The following is a 19,753-nucleotide window of genomic DNA, read 5'->3' on the forward strand; positions in this document are numbered from 1 at the left end:
CCAAACGAAATTCGTTTGAGTTTTTGTCATTTTTTCTTCTTTTTCGTGGACGCTTCATGCAATGCCGAAAGTTCGCGCTCAAGTCGGTCTAAAATCGCCTTCCCGTCCTTTTCATCGACAAGCCCTAAACGGACGGCAAAATCAATTTCACGAGATAAACCGAACATTTGCGTATCTAACACTTCTTCATATAGCGGGCATTGCGGCATCGTTAAATGATCCATTTGCACTTGGATCAGCTTCACAATTTTTTCCGCATCCGCTTGCAACAACGAATAGGCTCTTTCTCGAAAGTTTATCGCCACTTCAGGCGTCACGTTGACCCCTCCGTTCCGTACGTTCCTGTTTCTTCATCTTATCGTGAATACGAAAAAAATGCAAGCACCGTGTCTTGACGAACAATTTTACAAACAAGCGCTTTCATCATATAATGAAAGTCAGATAGGGGGAATGAACATGGTCATCGTCATCAAAGGGAACGTCAAATTTACAATTACGCTCGATCCGAGCGTATGGATTTTTGACGATCGCAAAGTAGATGTACATACTTATTTTACACGTCATCCGCAAACAGAACAACGAGAAGACATAGACGACATTCAAAAAATTTCAGCGTATTGGGACCGCGAAATTCAAGAAGGAGCCGTGTCTCCTCCAACATTGCAAACAGAAAAACAGTTTGAAAAAGAAAAAATATTATCTGGTACGTTCGGCATGGTGCTTGCCCCATTTTTGCGCAACGCGGAACCGAACGACGATGCCAACCGTTTCATCATCGTGACAGAAAACGGAAATACGACCGTTTCACTTGACGAAGCTTATGAGCTGTTATTATGCTTTTCAAAAGACGGCAAACCGCTAAAAGAAGACGGGCCTGTCCATATTTATTTCGGAGACGGCTCCAATCGCGACAACCCGATCACGCACGTGCGGGAATTTATCGTCGAGTGAAAAGAGGCGCTTCGCCTCTTTTCTTTATAAAAGGTCGGCGGCAAGCTGGGCGAGCGCGGAACGCTCCCCTTTAATTAATCGAACGTGCCCGGCCACTTTTTGTTCTTTAAATTTTTCAACGACGTATGTCAGCCCGTTATTATATTCGTCTAAATATGGGTGATCAATTTGAGCAGGGTCGCCCATTAACACGATTTTGCTTCGTTCCCCGACGCGCGTTAAAATCGTTTTCACTTCATGTTTCGTTAAGTTTTGCGCCTCATCAATAATAATAAACTGCTCTGGAATGCTTCGACCACGTATATACGTGAGCGCCTCCACTTCGATAGAACCCATGCCCGATAAAATCGCATCAAGCTCACCCGGCTTTTTCGTATCAAATAAAAAGTGTAAATTATCGAAAATCGGCTGCATCCACGGCCGCAATTTTTCTTGTTTCTCTCCCGGCAAATAGCCGATATCTTTTCCGACAGGCACAATCGGACGAGCGACGAGCAATTTTTTATATAGCCGTAAATCTTCCGTCTGCATCAACCCTGCCGCTAACGCAAGCAACGTCTTTCCTGTCCCTGCTTTTCCGATGAGCGTCACAAGCGGAATGTCTGTGCGCAACAACAATTCAAGCGCCATCGTTTGCTGAACGTTGCGCGGACGAATGCCCCAAATATGATCGTAATGAAAGACGAGTTTGCGCACTTTTTTTCCTGTATGATCGACGATGCCAAGCGCCGATGAAGAGCCGCCAAGCGCATCTTTCATGACGATAAATTGATTCGGATAAAACGGATGGTTCGTAATTTCCGAAAGCACCAATTCACCCTTTTCATAAAAGCGCCCTAAATGCTCTGGACTTATGTACAAATCTAAAAAACCGGTGTAAATATGGTCAATTTCAACGACGCGATCGCTTAAAAAATCTTCCGCCTCTAGCCCAATCGCATCTGCCTTCACGCGCACGAGCGCATCTTTGCTAACTAAAATGACGGGGCGACCGTCTTCTTTCGTTTGTTCTTCAAGCAATAAATTTTTTGCCACAGCTAAAATGCGGTTGTCGTTCGTTTTTTCAACGAAAATTTCTTGCAGTTGCTGAAACGAACGATGGTTCAATTCAATGCGCAACATGCCGCCATTTTCGAGCGGAATTTTTTCATGCAGTTTTCCATTTTGTCTTAAGTTATCGATAATTTTAGACACTTGACGCGCATTTCTGCCTACTTCATCCATATACCGTTTTTTTGAGTCCACTTCTTCTAATACGACAGCCGGAATGACAACTTCGTTATCTTGAAAGGAAAAAATAGAATACGGATCTTGTAAAAGCACGTTTGTATCTAATACGTATATTTTTTTGCCCACGTTTTTTCCCCCTTGACGACCGTCGTTGGACGGGATTGTTGTTTATATATATGAATGGGCGCATAAAGATAGAAGAAGTTTTGCAAAATAAAGTTAAAGACGAAAAGGGGTGGAACGATTGAAATATATGATCATATTGCTGTTGCTTTTCATGAGTGCCTGCGGACAACAAGCGCAACCGAACAATCGCGACTCGCTCGTTCATGTGAAAAATACGACAAATGAACGAATCGTGAACAAATCCGGTCAACAAATTGCTCGCCATCTTGCGCATCTAGCTAGCAGCGTCCCAAATGTGAACGATGCGACCGTATTAGTTGTCGGGAAATATGCGTTAGTAGGCATCGATGTAAACGCAAAACTTGATCCGTCGCGCGTCGGAACGGTGAAATATTCCGTTGCGGAAAGTTTGCAAAAAGATCCGTACGGGGCGAATGCGATTGTCATTGCCGATGCAGATTTAAATGAGCGGCTGAAAGCGATTCAAAAACAAGTAGAAAAAGGAAAGCCGATTCAAGGATTTATGGATGAGCTCGCGGCCATTGTCGGACGGGTCATGCCTGAAATTCCGAGTGATTTTATTCAAACGAAAAATCCGCGCTCTACAAGACAAAACGATGATCAGCTGAATCGAAACGAGCAAAATCAGTTAGAAAACGAACAACAAAAGCAATCAAACGACCATATGAAATAAGCCGAGCGTATCGCTCGGCTTATGCTTGTTTTAATGCGCTCATCACTTGTTGATCGAGCTTGGTAGCGGCTTGCGCATCGTACGTTTTTTCGTATTTCGGTTCGACTGAAATTTTTGCACCGTAAAACATGACATCGCGCACTTCTTCAATGTCCACTTGAATAGCAGCAAGTTTTAGCGGAACGTTTTCTAGCTTTTCTACTTTCACATGCGCTTTTCCGCTAATGGAGTACGTCGACTCATTCGCGATGAGCACGATGGAAATAGCGCTGTTGGCACGCACGTTCGCAACGATGCGGGAACGTTGATCGACCGCAAAATACAATCGGTCAGGTGTTGGGGCATACACCCATGAAATCGCACTTGTATTTGGTGCACCTGTTTCATGGTCGATCGTGCATACGATGACAAATCGTTCTTTTTGCAGCGATTGGAATAACGGCTCAATTAATGTCGGTTCTACCGCATTTGGCATATGTATCCCTCCTTGTTTTTATCATACCTTTTTTTCACACAGTTTCAAACAATATGATATACTAATTTTTAAAAAAACATGTGAGGTTTGACGATGAGAGTACGATGCATTCTTTGCGAAAAAATAGATACGTTAAACGATGAAACGTTGCTTGCAAAACGATTGCGCAACCGCCCGATTCATACATATATGTGCGAAACGTGCCATGAACGGATTGCGCAAAAAACGAAAGAGCGACTAGCGACCGGCAAGTTTCGCTTTTTCCGCACGAGCAAACACGAAACGGAATGGTAATCGTCCCCTCCCTCTTGCACGATCGGAGGGGACATAGCAAACAACTTATTTGTTTTCCAACAATTGTTTCACTTCTTCTTCCGTAAGATCTGTCATGCTCGCAATGTGTTGTATACTCATCCCTTTTCGCGCCATCGTTTGTACAATATGCTTCATCCCTTGTTTCATTCCTTCCTCTCTCCCTCTCTCCAACGCCCTTTGTTCATACGAAATAATGAGTTCCAACACTTGTTCTTTTTCTTTCGTCTCCATCTCACTCACCTCTCTTCGCAACTGTTGTTCTTCTTCGTCTGATAGTTTTACATATGTTTCAAAAAAGCCAAACAGCAATCGTTGTTTCGCTTCGTCTAATTCCAATCGGACAAGCATGCGTAAAAATTGTTTTTTCAGTTCTACCCGTTCACTTTCAGTATATCCCATTTTGCTTAGCAGTGCAGCAGCGATTGGATTGTCTTGACGAATGTAGTTTCGCCAGTTTTGTTTACGAAGTTCCAAAGTGAAAAAACGAAAGTCAAGCACGTGGCCAAATGGAAATTGGAGCGTAAATGCAGATCGTTCGTCGCGGATCGTATCGTAGCTAAATACAGCAATTGGTACGATGGGTTTACGGTACTTTTCAAACAAACGGCTAAAATAAATAAACATCCGTTCTGGAAATGATGGTTGAACGTAGCTTTGGTTTTCGATATGCACGATCACTAACCCGTCTTCGCCTTTTAACTTCGTTTCGACAAGCAAATCAACGCGGTACTTTTCTCCTGCCGTCACATCGGTAAACAGCTCCTCGGATAAAAACGATACGTGGCGAAAATCGATATGCTCGTGCATTGTCGGGAAAAAGAGAACAATAAATTCCTCAAAAAACGTTTGAATCAACTGTTTAAACAGACGATCGTGGTCAATGGACATACATTCACCTCGCATACTTTTTTCGACATCTTTATTCGTCAACAAAAGTCTTTTTTCTTTCATACGTTAGAATATTAACATATGAAAAAGCGCCCAGCAGAAAACATGGGCGCTTATTCGTAATTGACGTATTTTTCAGGTTCGCGATTGATTTGATCGAGCATCGTTTCGACGAGTTCAGCCGGAAAGCGAAACGTGCGCGATTCATTGTTTACGGTAAATGTGACTGTATAGACGTCGTCTTCTTTTGTATATGCGATTTGCTCAACCGCATGATCTTCGCGCAACAAATCGGCAAAAAATCGTTCTGTTTCTTGTGCTGCTGTATCGTCTGGGCGCGCATGGGCAACGACTGTAATCGTCAACCAATTGTACACCGCATCTTGTAGTTTCATGCTGTGTTCTCTCCTTCACGACGAAGCCGCCATTTATAAATGATTAATACGACTGCCGCAACAAGTAATCCTTCCGCGACAGGTAAAAAAACGGCGAAAAACGTTAAAATGGTACAACCGAGCACAAGCAACGAGTAAATGATAACGTTTTTTAACATCGGCAGTTTGCGCGCAAAGCCAAGACGATACACAATGATCGATAAAACGACAATCGTCGCATACAACAGCCACATTCCTTTCGTCGGCTGTTCATGCACGTTGTATAGCGAAGCGAAAAACGACAGGCGACCGATCACATCCATGACGACTTCCCCCTATTTCTTTTGCTCAGCGAGTTTTTTCTTTTTCGCAATTTTTTCACGTTCGTTTTTATCTAATATTTTTTTCCGTAAACGAATGGATTGTGGAGTCACTTCGCAATATTCGTCGTCATTTAAATATTCGAGCGCTTCTTCTAACGTCATGAGGCGCGGTTTTTTCATCGTCACCGTTTGTTCTTTCGTTGATGAGCGGACGTTTGTTACATGTTTCATTTTGCATACGTTGACGACTAAATCGTTGTCGCGGCTATGTTCGCCAACGATCATCCCTTCATACACTTCCGTTCCCGGTTCAATAAAAATGACGCCGCGGTCTTCGACTTGCATAATGCCATACGCAGTCGCTTTTCCTGTCTCCATCGAAATGAGCACACCTTGATGTCTGCCGCCAATTTGCCCTTGGATGACTGGTTGATAGCTGTCGAACGAATGGTTTAAAATGCCGTATCCGCGCGTAAGCGACATAAATTCCGTCCGATAGCCGATTAATCCGCGCGCAGGAACGAGGAAAATGAGACGGACTTGTCCGTTTCCGTTGTTGATCATATCGATCATTTCTCCTTTGCGCGCCCCAAGCGACTCCATAATCGCTCCTGTATATTCTTCAGGAATGTCGATTTGCACGCGCTCAACAGGCTCGCACATGACGCCGTCGATTTCTTTCATAATGACTTCCGGTTTGGATACTTGTAGCTCAAATCCTTCACGGCGCATATTTTCAATTAAAATCGATAAATGAAGCTCTCCGCGTCCTGACACGATCCATGCATCTGGCGAATCCGTTGGCTCAACGCGAAGCGACACGTCTGTTTCTAACTGTAAGCGAAGACGTTCTTCGATTTTTCGCGCTGTCACATGTTTTCCTTCCCGTCCTGCAAACGGGCTATTGTTGACGAGAAACGTCATTTGCAACGTCGGTTCGTCAATGCGAAGCGGCGGCAACGGTTCCTGCACATCAAGCGGACATACCGTTTCTCCAACGTTAATATCTTCCATACCGGAAACGGCAACTAAATCGCCTGCTTTAGCTTCTTCAATTTCAATGCGCTTTAAGCCGAGGAAGCCAAACAGCTTTGTCACGCGAAACGTTTTGACGGAACCGTCCAGCTTCATGAGCGCCACTTGTTGTCCAACTTGCATACGTCCGCGGAAAATGCGTCCAATCCCAATGCGGCCGACGTAGTCGTTATAATCGAGAAGCGCCACTTGAAATTGCAGCGGTTCATCGCTATTGTCCGGCGGGGCAGGAATATGTTCAATAATCGTTTCAAATAGCGCTGTCATATCATCATCTTGTTTATCGGCATCTAAACTTGCCGTCCCGTTAATCGCTGAAGCATACACGACCGGAAACTCAAGCTGATCTTCCGTTGCGCCAAGCTCAATAAATAAATCGATCACTTCATCGACCACTTCGTGCGGACGGGCAAACTCACGGTCGATTTTGTTGACGACGACAATTGGCGTTAAATGTTGTTCGAGCGCTTTTTTCAAGACGAAGCGCGTTTGCGGCATGCATCCTTCATATGCATCGACGACGAGCAATACGCCATCGACAAGCCGCATAATGCGCTCCACTTCCCCACCAAAATCAGCGTGGCCCGGCGTATCTAAAATGTTAATGCGCGTGCCTTTGTATTGAATGGCTGTATTTTTTGCTAAAATGGTAATGCCTCGTTCACGTTCTAAATCGTTGCGATCAAGCGCGCGTTCTTCCACTTGTTCGTTCGCCCGAAACGTTCCAGATTGGCGAAGCAATTGGTCGACTAACGTCGTTTTTCCGTGGTCAACGTGCGCAATAATCGCGATGTTACGAATATCGTTTCTCACTTATGTCAACTCCTATTTTTCAACATTGCGCGTCTATTATAGCATAAACATAGTAGAAAAGCGGAATGTTTTGTTGTAACCTAAAAGGAAAGAGGATGAGGAGGAAGAAAATGAACAAATTTCAACCGCTTTTTTTTATGATTGCACTACTTGCCACGGCGGCGATGATTAGCATCGGCATTGCGATTGCTTACCGACATGTGCCAGCGATCGTCGCGTCCATCGTTGCTTTATTTGCCGTCATGGGCGTCGGATTTTCATTGAAAAGAAAGAAAAAAATGCGCTAACGATTCGTTAGCGCTGAATGATCGCAAGCACTTCTTCATGTAACCCCGGCTTCGAGACGAATACGGAGCTTTTCTCAATCATATTGAGCGGCTCCCCGTACAAGTTTGTCACGATCCCACCCACTTCTTGCACGATCACCATCCCGCCAGCAATATCCCACGGCGACAAACGAAGCGTGATGTACGCATCGAGTTTCCCTGAAGCGATATATGCCATTTCTAACGCAGCGGAGCCGTATGAACGCGTGCCGCGCGCTTTTTTCACAAGCGGGGCAAGGACGTTCGGGTCGATGCGACGATTTTCCGTCACCCACGTCGCGTTTAATGAAATGATCGCACGGTCAAGCGACGTTTTTTCAAGCGGTGGAAGCGGCGTGCCGTTTACAAACGCTCCTTTTCCTTTTTCGGCATAATACAGCTCATCAAAAGCCACGTCGTAAATGTAGCCAAGCATGCCGACACCATCTTGAAACACCCCGACAGAAATCGCAAAATGACGCTGTTGATGAACGAAATTCATCGTTCCGTCAATCGGGTCGATGATCCAAACGATGCCGTCTAGCGCTTCAAGCGTATCACCGAATCCTTCTTCTCCTAAAATGCGATGCGTCGGATACGTTTGGCGAATGCGTTCAATAAAAAATTGCTCAATTTCCCGATCGACGTTTGTCACTAAGTCGGACGGACTTGATTTCGTTTCGATTTTTAGTTTCGTTTGAAACGCATCGCGGATGCGCTCCCCTGCTTCCCGAATCCAATGCTGCATATGTTGATCAATTTCGTTCCACATACAAGACCTCCTGCATATACTTATGTAGAAAAGGCGGCGCTTGCCGCCTTTCAGTTCGACAGACGAATCAATTCTTGGCGCAGTCTTTCTAGTTTTCGTTTACATTCGTTTTTTTTCGCTTCGTTATTTTCTAACATCGCTTCATAAAGGGTGGCTAGCTCATAGTCAACTTCAAGCTTTAATACTTTTTTTCGTCGTTCTCCGTCCATTTTTTTAAATGCATCAGCTGTTTTTTTCATATTGTGCACCCCTTCCGTTTGAAACATTCTTTTTTCTGAAAATTTTCTTTTTTATATACTATGTAACGGAAAGGGGATATGCAACTTTACATTTTCACAATATCTCCGGCGGACAACTCTTTTCCTTTTTTCATCGTTTGGTACAATGAATAGCCGCTTACTTTTTCAAATTCATCGCATAGTTTTCGCTCTTCCGCTTTGCTTGGGACAATTTCTTTAAAGCGACGATATAATTTCATCAGTTGCTCTCGCTCAATGCCTCGTTCGTATGCTTGTTCAATGCCTTCGTAAAACTTAATGACGTCAATAATTTCTTCTGTTGACCAACTGTAATCAATCGGGTATGCGTATTTCATGATGTTCACCTTTCTTTTTTGCTGTCTGTTTTAGTTTGCCCAACGGGTGCGAATTTGTTCCGCTTCTTGAATCATGCGCGCAAAAAGTTCACTCACTGTCGGCACGTCGCGAATGAGTCCGATCACTTGCCCCGCCCATGCAAATCCTTCTTCCGTGCAGCCATCGTAAATGAATCGTTTGTTCGCCTTTCCACTAATGTACTCTTTTAACTGTTCGTATCCTTTTCCTTCTTGTTCAAACTGTAAAATTTTTTCCGTCCATTCGTTTAACAAAGCGCGTGCAGGCGCACCGAGCGTACGTTTAATGACGACGGTATCGCTTTCTGTGCGTTCCACAAGCATTTGTTTATACACGGGATGGGCATGAATGCATTCTTTTGTCGCAATAAAGCGCGTGCCCATTTCAATTCCTTCTGCTCCAAGCGCAAGCGCAGCCATCAAACCGCGCCCATCTCCGATCCCCCCTGAAGCGATGACAGGAATCGATACGGAATCGACGACGCGCGGCACTAATACGAACGTCCCGATATCGTGCTTGCCGAGATGGCCGCCCCCTTCTTGACCGACAACCATAACCGCATCCGCTCCAAGCTCCTCCGCTTTCACTGCTTGGCGTACTGCCGCCACGAGCACAAGCTTTTTCACGGATACTCCTTTTAACTGTTCAAAAATAGGCGCAGGATTTCCGCCCGTCATCGAAATGACCGGCACCTTTTCTTCAATCGCCACATCAAGCATGTGCGCAAACGGGCGTCCATGTTGTCCGATCGCAAAATTGACTCCAAACGGTTTGTCCGTTTTTTCGCGCACTTTTTTAATTTCTTCTCGCAACTCATCTGGCGTCTCGAGCGACATCGCTGTAATTTGCCCTAGCCCCCCGGCATTCGATACCGCCGCCGCTAAATCCGCATACGCCAAATACGCCAATCCACCTTGAATAATCGGATAACGGATGCCTAACAGCTCGGTTACTCTCGTGTTCCAGTTCACACATCATTCCCCCTTTACTTTTTATCATTCTTCACTTATAAAGAAAAGTCCTTCACAAACAATAAATGAAGAAATATGCAATCGTTTTGATTTTTAAGCAAAAAAATCATCTTTCCAAACGTATAAAGAAGTGCTATAATTCACTTTGTTTTATGTAAATCCAAGTTAAAGAGGTGTACAGCGAAATTGTCACAGTATGAAACACCGTTATTTACCGGACTGTTAGAGCATATAAAGAAAAATCCGATTCAATTTCATATTCCTGGTCATAAAAAAGGAGCAGGAATGGACGAGCAGTTTCGCTCCTTTATTGGAGAAAATGCGTTAGCGATGGATTTAATTAATATCGGTCCGCTTGATGATTTACATCAGCCAAAAGGAATGATTAAACGCGCCCAACAGTTAGCGGCGGAAGCGTTCGGGGCGGACTATACGTTTTTCTCCGTGCAAGGGACGAGCGGCGCCATTATGACGATGGTCATGTCTGTCGCAGGCCCTGGCGATAAAATTATCGTCCCACGAAACGTGCATAAATCCGTCATGTCAGCGATCGTCTTTTCGGGAGCGACACCGATTTTCGTTCATCCTGAAATTGATAAAGAGCTTGGCATTTCACACGGCATTACACCAGAAGCAGTAGAAGCGGCGTTAAAGCAACATCCAGACGCCAAAGGGGTGCTCGTCATTAACCCGACGTATTTCGGCATTGCGGGCGACTTAAAACGAATTGTTGACATTGCGCACGCATACAACGTCCCTGTCCTTGTCGATGAGGCGCATGGTGTACACATTCACTTTCATGAAGATTTGCCGCTTTCAGCGATGCAAGCAGGAGCGGATATGTCGGCGACGAGCGTGCATAAACTTGGCGGTTCCATGACGCAAAGTTCGATTTTAAACGTGAAAGAAGGGCTTGTGTCGCCAAAACGAGTGCAAGCCATTTTAAGCATGTTAACGACGACATCGACGTCTTACTTGTTGCTTGCTTCGCTTGATGTGGCGCGCAAACGGCTTGCGACAGAAGGACATGAGCTAGCAGAACAAGCGATTCGCCTCGCGAATGAAACGCGCAAGCAAATTAACGACATCGACTATTTATATTGCGTCGGAAAAGAAATTATCGGCACAAAGGCAACGTTTGACTACGACCCAACGAAGCTCATCATTTCGGTCAAAGAGCTCGGATTGACGGGCTATGAAGTCGAAAAATGGCTTCGTGAACATTACAACATTGAAGTTGAGTTGTCCGACTTATACAACATTTTATGTATTATTACACCGGGCGATACAGAACGGGAGACGAGCGTATTAGTCGAAGCGCTTCGTCGTTTATCAAACGAATTTCGCCATCAAGCCAAAGTCGGAAAAAAACCGAAAGTGCTTTTACCAGACATTCCTGTCCTTGCGCTTACTCCGCGCGATGCGTTTTATTCCGAAACGGAAGTCGTGCCGTTTGACGAATCAGCAGGGCGCATTATCGCTGAGTTTGTCATGGTATATCCACCTGGCATTCCAATTTTCATTCCGGGTGAAATTATTACGGAAGAAAATTTAAACTACATTCGCAAAAATATAGAAGTCGGCTTGCCTGTTCAAGGTCCAGAAGACGACACGTTACAAACGTTGCGCGTCATTAAAGAACATCAGAAATAAGAAAAGCGGAGCTCACATCGAGTTCCGCTTTTTTCGTCAATAAAAAGAGACCGGCTATGCCGATCCCTTCTCTCTATATTTTCTCCTCATCCCCCAAAGCTCGTTCCGATCTATGTTTTATTCTTCGTCTTCACAATCGCAACCGCTACATTGCCCGTACAATACCGTTACTTTTTCGTCCTCAAAATGATCGATTGTCGCATTGCATGTTTGGCATACAATTGTACCCATCCCCGATAACCCCTTTTCCTTTGGAATGTTTGAAAACGTTTTACTGATTTCATAATAATATGTCACATTTATTTTGTCAATAGGAATTAGTATGACATATTTAAACAAAAAAAGAGACGTATTTCACGCCTCTTACTCATATTGTTCAGCATAAGGTGTCGATGGTAAAATGTCTGAGAAAAATTCCGCTAAATCTTCAGCTTGTTCTTTTGTGTCAATGCGGAACGTTCGTTGTAAATAGTCGTGGTCTTCGATGTCTTTCGGGTCGAGGAGAGCTGAGCGGCCTGTTTGCATACAGATGACAAGCGGTTTACCAAAAAACATATTTGTGTACACGATGCCAAAGTCGTATCGGACGTCTTTCGTCGTAAAGCCGACAAACCTTACTTTTACTTTTTCATGCTCATCATACAATTTTTCGAATACGTGCATATCATTCCCTCCTTCTTGTATATTAAATTTTATTATATCGCACTATTCATATTTTCGCAATTATTTGTTTTTTCATATATGTCCATGATACAATGAAAGTGATTTCAAAAATGGTTGAGGTGAAAAAAATGGCTCATACAGCTACCATTGAACTTGTCCCTGCATCAACATGGGAGACGGTAACGTTAGAACAATGCAAACAACTGCTCGAACAATATCGAAACATCGCACAAAAAACAGGCGAACAGCTGGCGTGGGATTACGCCGAGTCCGCTTTCCCATATGACATCGTCACAAAAGACGATCGCATTTTGTTAGTCGGAAAAGATGATCGCTATCATATGATTGAATGCCGCGTGCACGACCGTGCTGTACAGTTCGTCTTGCCAAAACAAGCGACGCACGGCGATAAAGGGAAAGCAAACGAACTATGCAAATTTTTCGCCAAACAAATGGCAGGAAAACTGCATTTATTTAACGGACGCATCATGTACTATTATAAAAGATAAGACCAAAACAGCTTGCGGCAAACGAAATAGACGGCAATCGTCAATAAGGTTGTCCAACATGCGCGCTTTTTCGTTAAATGCAAACGAAGAGCAAGCAAAAAAGAAATATATATGAATATCCCGAATAATAACGCCTTAAAAATAAAATGATCGTGCGCCGATCTCCATTCAATAAACGAAAACAAACTCCATATCATCATTTGAAGTAGAAAGACGATATACATGTTCACACACCCCTTATGAACATCATATGATCGTCTCGAAAAAATCATGAAAAAAGAGGACGGCGAAGCCATCCTCTTTATTTGTTAATAATATGAATTGGGCTACCGAGCGCCACTTCTGCCGCTTCCATTGTAATTTCTCCAAGCGTTGGATGCGCGTGAATCGTCATCGCAATATCTTCTGCTGTCATGCCTGCTTCAATTGCTAAACCGAGCTCAGCGATCATATCTGATGCGTTCGGGCCGACAATTTGCGCTCCGATAATGACGCCATCGTCTTTCGTTAAGACGAGCTTTAAGAAGCCATCTGTTTCATTTAATGCAAGGGCACGGCCGTTTGCACCAAATGGGAATTTTGCTGTAATGACGTCAATTCCTTCTTCGATCGCTTGTTTTTCAAAGTAACCGACAGATGCGCATTCAGGGTCAGAGAAGACGACAGCTGGAATCGCTAAGTAGTCAATTTCAGACGGATGACCAGCGATCGCTTCAGCCGCGATTTTTCCTTCGTATGATGCTTTATGCGCAAGCGGTGGACCTGCAACGACGTCACCGATCGCATAAATGTTCGGTACGCTCGTGCGGCATTGTTTGTCAATTTCAATTAAGCCGCGCTCCGTCATTTTCACGCCGATTTGTTCAAGTCCCATCTCTTCTGTATTCGGACGGCGACCGACTGTGACAAGCACGTATTCCGCGTCAATCGTTTTCGTTTCGCCGTTTACTTCAAATGTTACCGTTACGCCGTCTTCACGCTCTTCGACACCTTTCGCAAGCGCGTTCGTAAAGACGTCTACTCCTTTTTTCTTTAAGCGGCGACGAACGACTGCGCTCATTTGCTTTTCAAAGCCAGATAAAATTTCGTCCGCACCTTCTAAAATCGTAATTTTTGTTCCGAAGTTTGCGTATGCTGTTCCTAATTCTGTACCGATGTAACCGCCGCCGATGACGACCATTGATTTCGGAATTTCAGGTAAGTTTAATGCACCAGTTGAATCAAGCACGCGCTTCGAAAATTTAAACGTTGGCAACTCGATTGGGCGAGAACCTGTTGCGATAATGGCGTTTTTAAATTTGTACGTTTGCGCGCTATTTTCTGTCATGACGCGAACGGTATTTTCATCCACGAAATACGCTTCTCCGCGCACGATTTCAACTTTATTTCCTTTTAATAATCCTTCGACACCGCCCGTTAATTTTTTCACGACACCAGCTTTCCACTCTTGCACTTTCGCAAAGTCAACTTTTACGTTTTCCGCAAAAATGCCCATATCTTGTGAATGTGTCGCAATTTCGTAACGGTGACCAGCAGAGATGAGCGCTTTTGATGGAATACATCCGACGTTTAAGCACACTCCACCGAGGTTTCCTTTTTCAACGATCGTTACTTTTTGACCGAGTTGCGCTGCACGAATGGCTGCAACGTAACCGCCAGGACCTGTACCGACGACGAGAGTTTCTGTTTCAATTGCGAAATCGCCTACTACCATCGCATTACGCCTCCATTAATAATAATTCAGGATCGTTTAATAAACGTTTCATATGATTTAATGCGTTTTGCGCTGTTGCACCGTCGATCATACGATGATCGAAGCTTAACGACAACGCTAATACTGGAGCGATGACAATTTCACCATCGCGCACGATCGGTTTTTCTGAAATGCGGCCGATACCTAAAATCGCTACTTCTGGATGGTTAATGACCGGTGTAAACCATTGACCGCCTGCTGAACCGATGTTTGTAATTGTGCATGTTGCACCTTTCATTTCGTTTGGCATTAATTTACCTTCACGCGCTTTTGTTGCGAGTTCGTTAATTTCTTTTGCGATCGCAAAAATTGATTTGCGGTCCGCATGTTTAACAACAGGAACGAGCAAGCCTTTATCTGTGTCCGCTGCAATTCCGATGTTGTAGTAATGTTTATGAACGATTTCTTCTGTTGCATCGTCAATGGATGTGTTAAGCGCTGGATATTCGCGAAGCGCAGACGTTAACGCTTTAACGACATATGGTAAGAACGTTAACTTAATGCCTTTTTGCGCTGCCACATCTTTAAATTTCTTACGATGCGCAACAAGTTTTGTCACATCGACTTCGTCCATTAATGTGACGTGCGGCGCTGTATGTTTCGAGTTTACCATCGCTTTCGCAATCGCACGACGAATGCCGCTCATTTTTTCGCGTGTTTCTGGGAACTCGCCTTCTAATACAACCGGTTGAGCTGTTGGCGCTGCTTTTTGTTCTTGTGCTGGCGCAGCTTTTTCTTCTACCGCTTGCGCTTTCGCTTCTGTTTGTGGTGCTGTGCCGCCTGCTAAGTATGCATCAATATCTTGTTTTAACACGCGACCGTTTTTACCTGTTCCTTGAACGAGGCGAATGTCGACACCTTTTTCACGCGCATATTTGCGCACAGATGGCATCGCGATGACGCGTTTTTTCGGCTGTGTTTGTGCTACTTGCTCTTGTTCTTGTTTCACTTCTTCTTTCTTTTCTTCTACTTTTGGCTCATCGCCATGATCGCCTTTAAACTTTAAGTTTTCGTATCCTGGCGCATCAAATTTAATTAACGTTTGACCAACGGTTGCGACTGTTCCTTCGCTTACTAAAATTTCTAATACTTTTCCTTTTACTGGAGATGGAATTTCAACAACTGCTTTATCGTTTTGCACTTCGCAAAGTACGTCGTCTTCGTTTACTTCATCGCCCGGTTTCACAAACCATTTGACAATTTCACCTTCGTGAATTCCTTCACCGATGTCCGGTAATTTAAATTCAAATGCCATGTATCTCAACCTCCTATTTCTTAAATGTGGAGGGGTCATTCCCCTCCATTAGAACGTCATTACTTTTTTCACTGTTTCGATCACATCTTTAAAGTTCGGTAACCATACTGGCTCTGCTTGTGAGAACGGATATACTGTATCTGGTGCCGCTACGCGCAATACTGGCGCTTCAAGGCTAAGAATCGCACGTTCGTTAATTTCTGCAACAACGTTTGCCGCAATACCTGCTTGTTTTTGCGCTTCTTGTACAACGACCGCGCGCCCTGTTTTTTCAACTGATGCGATAATTGTTTCAATATCTAACGGTTGAACCGTGCGCAAGTCTACGACTTCAACAGAGATGCCTTCTTTTTCAAGCTCCGCTGCTGCTTTTAACGATTCATGTACCATCGCACCGTATGTGATGATCGATACGTCTGTTCCTTCACGTTTAATGTCCGCCTTGCCGATCGGAATTGTATATTCGCCTTCTGGCACTTCTTGACGGAACGAGCGGTACAATTTCATATGCTCTAAGAAAATGACAGGGTCGTTGTCACGAATCGCTGAAATTAACAATCCTTTCGCATCGTATGGCGTTGATGGGATGACGACTTTTAATCCCGGCTGTTGAGCGACAAGACCTTCTAAGCTATCTGCGTGCAATTCTGGCGTATGTACGCCACCGCCAAATGGCGAACGAACAGTAATTGGCGCATGGAAACGACCGCCAGAACGATAGCGCATGCGCGCCATTTGACCAGAAATTGAGTCCATCACTTCATATACGAATCCGAAAAACTGAATTTCAGGCACAGGACGGAATCCTTGTAATGCTAAACCGATCGCTAAACCGCCAATTCCTGATTCCGCAAGCGGTGTGTCGAATACGCGATCTTCGCCAAACTCTGCTTGCAATCCTTCTGTCGCGCGGAATACCCCGCCGTTTACACCGACGTCTTCACCGAACACGAGAACGTTCGGGTCTTTGCGCATTTCTACGCGCAACGCATCCGTGATTGCTTGAATCATTGTCATTTGCGCCATTGGTTATTTCGACTCCTTTTCTTTATAGATTTCGTATTGCTCTTTTAAGAACGCTGGCATTTCTTCGTACATAATCGACATTAAGTCTGTCACTTTTTGTTTTGGTGTTTCGTCCGCTTTCTTAATCGCTTCTTTAATATCTTCTTTCGCTTGTTCAATGACGCGATTTTCTTCTTCTTCGCTCCATAATCCTTTGTTTTCTAAAAACTTGCGGAAGCGAACGAGCGGATCTTTTTTCTCCCATTCGTTTTCAAGCTCTTTCGAACGATAGCGCGTTGGGTCGTCTCCCGCCATCGTATGTGGACCGTAACGGAAGCAAAGCGTTTCAATCAATGTTGGACCTCCACCGTTAATCGCACGCTCGCGAGCGTCACGCACCGCCACATATACCGCAAGCGGATCCATTCCGTCTACTTGAATGCCCGGAATACCTGCGGCAACCGCTTTTTGCGCGATTGTTTTTGCGGCAGATTGTTTTTCGACTGGCGTTGAAATCGCGAAACGGTTGTTTTGAACGATAAAGATCGCTGGCGCGTTAAATGCCCCTGCGAAGTTAATTCCTTCGTAGAAGTCCCCTTGCGATGCACCGCCGTCACCTGTATATGTAACTGCGACCGCTTTTTTGCCACGTTTTTTCATACCGAGCGCAACGCCGGCTGTTTGAATAATTTGGGCACCGATAATGATTTGTGGTGGCAACACGTTGACACCTTCAGGAATTTGGTTACCATGGAAATGACCACGTGAAAATAAAAACGCTTGGTAAAGTGGTAAACCATGCCAAATCATTTGTGGAACGTCACGATAGCCCGGTAAAATGAAATCTTCTTTTTCTAATGCAAAATGGCTCGCTAATTGGCTCGCTTCTTGTCCTGCTGTTGGCGCATAGAAGCCGAGACGTCCTTGACGGTTTAACGAAATGCAACGTTGGTCAAGCACGCGTGTGTATACCATGCGGCGCATTAATTCTTTCAACTGCTCATCTGTTAAATCTGGCATCGCCGCTTCGTTTACGACTTCGCCTTCTTCATTTAAAATTTGAAATGTCGGGAACTGCTCAGCGACTTTTTCAAGTTGCTTTTTCACATCGAATAGGGGTTTTTTACCCATTTTGTTCACCTCATCCTTTCTTTTCAAAACGTAAAATGATGCACCTTTTAATTTGCCCAAAAACGGTTTCTTTTTACCACACGTTGTGTATTGAAAGCTGTATTAATGAGAAAAGCAAGTGTGATTAATACAACTGTTTTTTTACATCTTTCAGTTTACACCGTTCGACAACGCTCGTCAATCAGTTTGCTTGCCACCTTCTATATAAAAATGAAAATTAGAAAATTTTAACTGTGTTATGAATCTGTTATACTATTTTTCGTTAATCTGTATTATTTCTGTTTTACAACGTGAATATGTATGTTTCTCACGCAATTGCACTTTTTCATTCCATCCTTCATAATAAAAATGGTTATACTGCGTGTGAGGAGGAAACAACGTGATTACGATGAAAGATATTATTAAAGACGGTCATCCGACGTTACGAAAAGTAGCTGAAGAAGTGCCGCTTCCCCCATCCGAAGAAGATCGCCGCATTTTAGCAAGCTTGTTGGAATATGTAAAAATGAGCCAAGATCCAGAGTTAGCGAAAATGTATGGACTTCGTCCGGGCATCGGCTTAGCTGCGCCGCAAATTAATGTCTCGAAGCGCATGATTGCGGTGCATGTGACGGACGAAAAAGGAACGTTACATAGCTATGCGTTATTTAATCCGAAAATTGTAAGCCATTCCGTTGAAATGTGTTATTTAACGAGCGGAGAAGGATGTTTATCCGTCGACGAGCCGATCCCCGGTTACGTTCCTCGCTATATGCGCATTACAGTCACCGGGACGACGCTTGAAGGCGAAACGGTGAAGCTACGTTTAAAAGGATTGCCTGCGATCGTATTTCAACATGAAATTGACCATTTAAACGGCATTATGTTTTATGATCATATTAATAAACAACATCCGTACGACGTGCCAGCTGGCGCCATTCCGATTGAACGTTAAAAAAAGGGTGTCCATTGCGGACACCTTTTATTTCAACAATCCGAGCTGACGTAAACCGAATAAAATGCCATCTTCATCGACCGGTTTTGTAATGAAATCGGCTACTTTTTTCGCTTCTTCATGGCCGTTCCCCATCGCTACCCCTGTGCCGACAAAGCGCAACATTTCCGTATCGTTTAACCCGTCGCCGAACGCATATACGTTTTCGCGCGCAATGCCGAGCTGCTCGATCATTTTTTTAATCCCTTCTGCTTTAGAGCCGCCATACGGTAAAATATCTGTAGATACCGCATGCCAGCGCACAAAATGAAACATCGGAAACGCTGTAACGTACATCTGTTCTTCTTCCGGCTTACAAAACAAAAGCGCTTGATAAATATCGTTTTGTTCGTAATACGTTTCATCGTATGGCGGATGGACAGATTTTAAACTTCCCATGCTTTCGTGAATGTACGGATGATCGGCTACACTCGCCCGCATCGTGTCAGCGTCCATGAAAATAAGCGGATGTTCATTGTCGTGCGCCATTTGTTTTAAGGCGTGAAGCCGTTCGCGATCAAGCGGTTGATTGTAAATCACTTCTTTTTCAAAAACGACATATTGTCCGTTAAAGCTAACAAACGATTCAATCCCGAGCTGTTCTCGAAGCGATTCAAACATAAATGGCGCTCTCCCCGTCGCGATCGCCACATATACCCCTTGCTTTTTTAATTCATGTATCGCTTCATATGTCGATGTCGGCAACTGTTTCTCATGATCTAACAACGTTCCGTCAATATCGAAAAAAACGATCTTTCTCTCCATGTTTCTCGCTCCTCGTGTAAAAGTTCACAAGCCTACCGTAACCGAATTGCATCACATTGTCAACGAATCGGTTAAACAATGGCATATTTTCCTATGCAAAATTTGTCGATGATCTTCTTATAATAAATCATAGAGAAGACATTTACTTTCCTGCAAAATC

The 19,753-nt window shown here is 44.2% G+C and carries 26 protein-coding genes; 7 read left to right on the forward strand and 19 right to left on the reverse strand.

Annotated features, from left to right (window positions below):
* Positions 1-26: 26 nt before the first annotated feature.
* Positions 27-317 carry an Fpa/YlaN family protein gene (locus K1I43_RS01305; protein WP_009373472.1) on the reverse strand — a complete coding sequence of 97 codons (291 nt, stop codon included), beginning with the start codon at positions 315-317 and terminating at the stop codon, positions 27-29.
* A 139-nt stretch (positions 318-456) separates the two neighbouring features.
* On the opposite strand from K1I43_RS01305, the gene K1I43_RS01310 reads away from it, so the two are divergent.
* Entirely contained in the window at positions 457-951 is a 495-nt protein-coding gene (locus K1I43_RS01310) for a hypothetical protein (protein ID WP_019418701.1), read from the forward strand.
* 24 nt (positions 952-975) lie between these two features.
* Here the strand turns inward: K1I43_RS01310 and K1I43_RS01315 are convergent, their stop codons facing one another.
* Entirely contained in the window at positions 976-2,307 is a 1,332-nt protein-coding gene (locus K1I43_RS01315; protein WP_019418702.1) for a PhoH family protein, read from the reverse strand.
* A 109-nt stretch (positions 2,308-2,416) separates the two neighbouring features.
* Between K1I43_RS01315 and K1I43_RS01320 the strand changes: the two genes are divergently transcribed.
* Entirely contained in the window at positions 2,417-3,001 is a 585-nt protein-coding gene (locus K1I43_RS01320; RefSeq protein WP_019418703.1) for a YhcN/YlaJ family sporulation lipoprotein, read from the forward strand.
* A gap of 19 nt (positions 3,002-3,020) precedes the next feature.
* Here K1I43_RS01320 and K1I43_RS01325 read toward each other — a convergent pair whose 3' ends face one another.
* Entirely contained in the window at positions 3,021-3,476 is a 456-nt protein-coding gene (locus K1I43_RS01325) for a pyridoxamine 5'-phosphate oxidase family protein (RefSeq protein ID WP_019418704.1), read from the reverse strand.
* A gap of 93 nt (positions 3,477-3,569) precedes the next feature.
* Here K1I43_RS01325 and K1I43_RS01330 point away from each other — a divergent pair, with 93 nt between their 5' ends.
* Positions 3,570-3,770: a YlaI family protein gene (locus K1I43_RS01330; RefSeq protein WP_004891284.1), complete on the forward strand. Its 201-nt coding sequence runs from the start codon at positions 3,570-3,572 to the stop codon at positions 3,768-3,770.
* Positions 3,771-3,815: 45 nt separating this feature from the next.
* On the opposite strand, the gene K1I43_RS01335 is transcribed toward K1I43_RS01330, so the two are convergent.
* The 4 genes from K1I43_RS01335 to typA form a co-directional block, all read right to left on the reverse strand.
* Positions 3,816-4,679, reverse strand: coding sequence for an Rpn family recombination-promoting nuclease/putative transposase (locus tag K1I43_RS01335; RefSeq protein ID WP_035067904.1), 864 nt, complete (start codon positions 4,677-4,679; stop codon positions 3,816-3,818).
* Between the two features lie 113 nt (positions 4,680-4,792).
* Entirely contained in the window at positions 4,793-5,074 is a 282-nt protein-coding gene (locus tag K1I43_RS01340; protein WP_009362617.1) for a hypothetical protein, read from the reverse strand.
* A complete protein-coding gene (locus K1I43_RS01345; protein ID WP_009362616.1) occupies positions 5,071-5,376 on the reverse strand; it encodes a YlaH-like family protein in 306 nt (101 codons plus the stop codon). Before K1I43_RS01345 ends, K1I43_RS01340 begins: the two co-directional genes overlap by 4 nt.
* A 12-nt stretch (positions 5,377-5,388) precedes the next feature.
* Positions 5,389-7,224, reverse strand: a complete 1,836-nt coding sequence (gene typA / locus K1I43_RS01350; protein ID WP_009362615.1) for a translational GTPase TypA — start codon at positions 7,222-7,224, stop codon at positions 5,389-5,391.
* Between the two features lie 110 nt (positions 7,225-7,334).
* Here typA and K1I43_RS01355 point away from each other — a divergent pair, with 110 nt between their 5' ends.
* The gene (locus tag K1I43_RS01355; protein WP_009362614.1) at positions 7,335-7,511 is read left to right on the forward strand and encodes a DUF5325 family protein; all 177 of its coding nucleotides are present in this window, start codon (positions 7,335-7,337) and stop codon (positions 7,509-7,511) included.
* Positions 7,512-7,518: 7 nt separating this feature from the next.
* On the opposite strand, the gene K1I43_RS01360 is transcribed toward K1I43_RS01355, so the two are convergent.
* The 4 genes from K1I43_RS01360 to K1I43_RS01375 all read right to left on the reverse strand — a co-directional run bounded on the left by K1I43_RS01360 (position 7,519) and on the right by K1I43_RS01375 (position 9,886).
* Complete coding sequence (locus K1I43_RS01360; protein WP_009362613.1) at positions 7,519-8,301, reverse strand: inositol monophosphatase family protein; 783 nt, start codon at positions 8,299-8,301, stop codon at positions 7,519-7,521.
* A gap of 50 nt (positions 8,302-8,351) precedes the next feature.
* The gene (locus tag K1I43_RS01365; RefSeq protein WP_009362612.1) at positions 8,352-8,540 is read right to left on the reverse strand and encodes a hypothetical protein; all 189 of its coding nucleotides are present in this window, start codon (positions 8,538-8,540) and stop codon (positions 8,352-8,354) included.
* An 86-nt stretch (positions 8,541-8,626) separates the two neighbouring features.
* Positions 8,627-8,896: a UPF0223 family protein gene (locus K1I43_RS01370; protein ID WP_026011739.1), complete on the reverse strand. Its 270-nt coding sequence runs from the start codon at positions 8,894-8,896 to the stop codon at positions 8,627-8,629.
* A gap of 30 nt (positions 8,897-8,926) precedes the next feature.
* Complete coding sequence (locus tag K1I43_RS01375) at positions 8,927-9,886, reverse strand: NAD(P)H-dependent flavin oxidoreductase (protein ID WP_009362610.1); 960 nt, start codon at positions 9,884-9,886, stop codon at positions 8,927-8,929.
* A gap of 186 nt (positions 9,887-10,072) precedes the next feature.
* On the opposite strand from K1I43_RS01375, the gene K1I43_RS01380 reads away from it, so the two are divergent.
* On the forward strand, positions 10,073-11,539 hold the full coding sequence (locus K1I43_RS01380) for an aminotransferase class I/II-fold pyridoxal phosphate-dependent enzyme (RefSeq protein ID WP_009362609.1): 1,467 nt from the start codon (positions 10,073-10,075) through the stop codon (positions 11,537-11,539).
* Positions 11,540-11,656: 117 nt separating this feature from the next.
* On the opposite strand, the gene K1I43_RS01385 is transcribed toward K1I43_RS01380, so the two are convergent.
* A complete protein-coding gene (locus K1I43_RS01385) occupies positions 11,657-11,770 on the reverse strand; it encodes a GapA-binding peptide SR1P (RefSeq protein ID WP_019417972.1) in 114 nt (37 codons plus the stop codon).
* Positions 11,771-11,902: 132 nt separating this feature from the next.
* Positions 11,903-12,202 carry a DUF3055 domain-containing protein gene (locus K1I43_RS01390; protein ID WP_021094455.1) on the reverse strand — a complete coding sequence of 100 codons (300 nt, stop codon included), beginning with the start codon at positions 12,200-12,202 and terminating at the stop codon, positions 11,903-11,905.
* Between the two features lie 128 nt (positions 12,203-12,330).
* Here K1I43_RS01390 and K1I43_RS01395 point away from each other — a divergent pair, with 128 nt between their 5' ends.
* A complete protein-coding gene (locus tag K1I43_RS01395) occupies positions 12,331-12,711 on the forward strand; it encodes a DUF1885 family protein (RefSeq protein WP_020424572.1) in 381 nt (126 codons plus the stop codon).
* On the opposite strand, the gene K1I43_RS01400 is transcribed toward K1I43_RS01395, so the two are convergent.
* From K1I43_RS01400 to pdhA, 5 genes are all read right to left on the reverse strand, one after another.
* Entirely contained in the window at positions 12,699-12,935 is a 237-nt protein-coding gene (locus K1I43_RS01400; RefSeq protein WP_019417974.1) for a hypothetical protein, read from the reverse strand. The two genes, K1I43_RS01395 and K1I43_RS01400, sit on opposite strands and share 13 nt — an antisense overlap.
* A gap of 77 nt (positions 12,936-13,012) precedes the next feature.
* Positions 13,013-14,425, reverse strand: coding sequence for a dihydrolipoyl dehydrogenase (lpdA, locus tag K1I43_RS01405; protein ID WP_019417975.1), 1,413 nt, complete (start codon positions 14,423-14,425; stop codon positions 13,013-13,015).
* Between the two features lie 4 nt (positions 14,426-14,429).
* A complete protein-coding gene (locus K1I43_RS01410) occupies positions 14,430-15,719 on the reverse strand; it encodes a dihydrolipoamide acetyltransferase family protein (protein WP_026011740.1) in 1,290 nt (429 codons plus the stop codon).
* Between the two features lie 48 nt (positions 15,720-15,767).
* A complete protein-coding gene (locus tag K1I43_RS01415; RefSeq protein ID WP_019417977.1) occupies positions 15,768-16,745 on the reverse strand; it encodes an alpha-ketoacid dehydrogenase subunit beta in 978 nt (325 codons plus the stop codon).
* Between the two features lie 3 nt (positions 16,746-16,748).
* Complete coding sequence (gene pdhA / locus K1I43_RS01420; protein ID WP_220382596.1) at positions 16,749-17,855, reverse strand: pyruvate dehydrogenase (acetyl-transferring) E1 component subunit alpha; 1,107 nt, start codon at positions 17,853-17,855, stop codon at positions 16,749-16,751.
* A gap of 379 nt (positions 17,856-18,234) precedes the next feature.
* Between pdhA and def the strand changes: the two genes are divergently transcribed.
* Positions 18,235-18,789 (forward strand): peptide deformylase, encoded by a 555-nt coding sequence (gene def / locus K1I43_RS01425; protein WP_019417979.1) that lies wholly within the window; start codon positions 18,235-18,237, stop codon positions 18,787-18,789.
* Positions 18,790-18,816: 27 nt separating this feature from the next.
* On the opposite strand, the gene K1I43_RS01430 is transcribed toward def, so the two are convergent.
* The gene (locus K1I43_RS01430; RefSeq protein WP_009362601.1) at positions 18,817-19,593 is read right to left on the reverse strand and encodes a Cof-type HAD-IIB family hydrolase; all 777 of its coding nucleotides are present in this window, start codon (positions 19,591-19,593) and stop codon (positions 18,817-18,819) included.
* Positions 19,594-19,753: the final 160 nt, after the last annotated feature.

The organism is Anoxybacillus sp. ST70, from assembly GCF_019553625.1.
Taxonomy (GTDB): domain Bacteria; phylum Bacillota; class Bacilli; order Bacillales; family Anoxybacillaceae; genus Anoxybacillus; species Anoxybacillus gonensis.

Excerpts from the sequence above, each read along its gene's own strand:
- K1I43_RS01410 (WP_026011740.1), bottom strand. The coding sequence starts at position 15,719 with ATGGCATTTGAATTTAAATTACCGGACATCGGTGAAGGAATTCACGAA.
- K1I43_RS01310 (WP_019418701.1), top strand. The coding sequence starts at position 457 with ATGGTCATCGTCATCAAAGGGAACGTCAAATTTACAATTACGCTCGAT.
- K1I43_RS01395 (WP_020424572.1), top strand. The coding sequence starts at position 12,331 with ATGGCTCATACAGCTACCATTGAACTTGTCCCTGCATCAACATGGGAG.
- K1I43_RS01340 (WP_009362617.1), bottom strand. The coding sequence starts at position 5,074 with ATGAAACTACAAGATGCGGTGTACAATTGGTTGACGATTACAGTCGTT.
- K1I43_RS01370 (WP_026011739.1), bottom strand. The coding sequence starts at position 8,896 with ATGAAATACGCATACCCGATTGATTACAGTTGGTCAACAGAAGAAATT.
- K1I43_RS01360 (WP_009362613.1), bottom strand. The coding sequence starts at position 8,301 with ATGTGGAACGAAATTGATCAACATATGCAGCATTGGATTCGGGAAGCA.
- K1I43_RS01330 (WP_004891284.1), top strand. The coding sequence starts at position 3,570 with ATGAGAGTACGATGCATTCTTTGCGAAAAAATAGATACGTTAAACGAT.
- K1I43_RS01390 (WP_021094455.1), bottom strand. The coding sequence starts at position 12,202 with ATGCACGTATTCGAAAAATTGTATGATGAGCATGAAAAAGTAAAAGTA.
- pdhA (WP_220382596.1), bottom strand. The coding sequence starts at position 17,855 with ATGGGTAAAAAACCCCTATTCGATGTGAAAAAGCAACTTGAAAAAGTC.
- K1I43_RS01415 (WP_019417977.1), bottom strand. The coding sequence starts at position 16,745 with ATGGCGCAAATGACAATGATTCAAGCAATCACGGATGCGTTGCGCGTA.
- K1I43_RS01430 (WP_009362601.1), bottom strand. The coding sequence starts at position 19,593 with ATGGAGAGAAAGATCGTTTTTTTCGATATTGACGGAACGTTGTTAGAT.
- K1I43_RS01355 (WP_009362614.1), top strand. The coding sequence starts at position 7,335 with ATGAACAAATTTCAACCGCTTTTTTTTATGATTGCACTACTTGCCACG.
- lpdA (WP_019417975.1), bottom strand. The coding sequence starts at position 14,425 with ATGGTAGTAGGCGATTTCGCAATTGAAACAGAAACTCTCGTCGTCGGT.
- K1I43_RS01325 (WP_019418704.1), bottom strand. The coding sequence starts at position 3,476 with ATGCCAAATGCGGTAGAACCGACATTAATTGAGCCGTTATTCCAATCG.
- K1I43_RS01345 (WP_009362616.1), bottom strand. The coding sequence starts at position 5,376 with ATGGATGTGATCGGTCGCCTGTCGTTTTTCGCTTCGCTATACAACGTG.
- K1I43_RS01385 (WP_019417972.1), bottom strand. The coding sequence starts at position 11,770 with ATGGGTACAATTGTATGCCAAACATGCAATGCGACAATCGATCATTTT.
- K1I43_RS01335 (WP_035067904.1), bottom strand. The coding sequence starts at position 4,679 with ATGTCCATTGACCACGATCGTCTGTTTAAACAGTTGATTCAAACGTTT.
- K1I43_RS01365 (WP_009362612.1), bottom strand. The coding sequence starts at position 8,540 with ATGAAAAAAACAGCTGATGCATTTAAAAAAATGGACGGAGAACGACGA.
- K1I43_RS01400 (WP_019417974.1), bottom strand. The coding sequence starts at position 12,935 with ATGTATATCGTCTTTCTACTTCAAATGATGATATGGAGTTTGTTTTCG.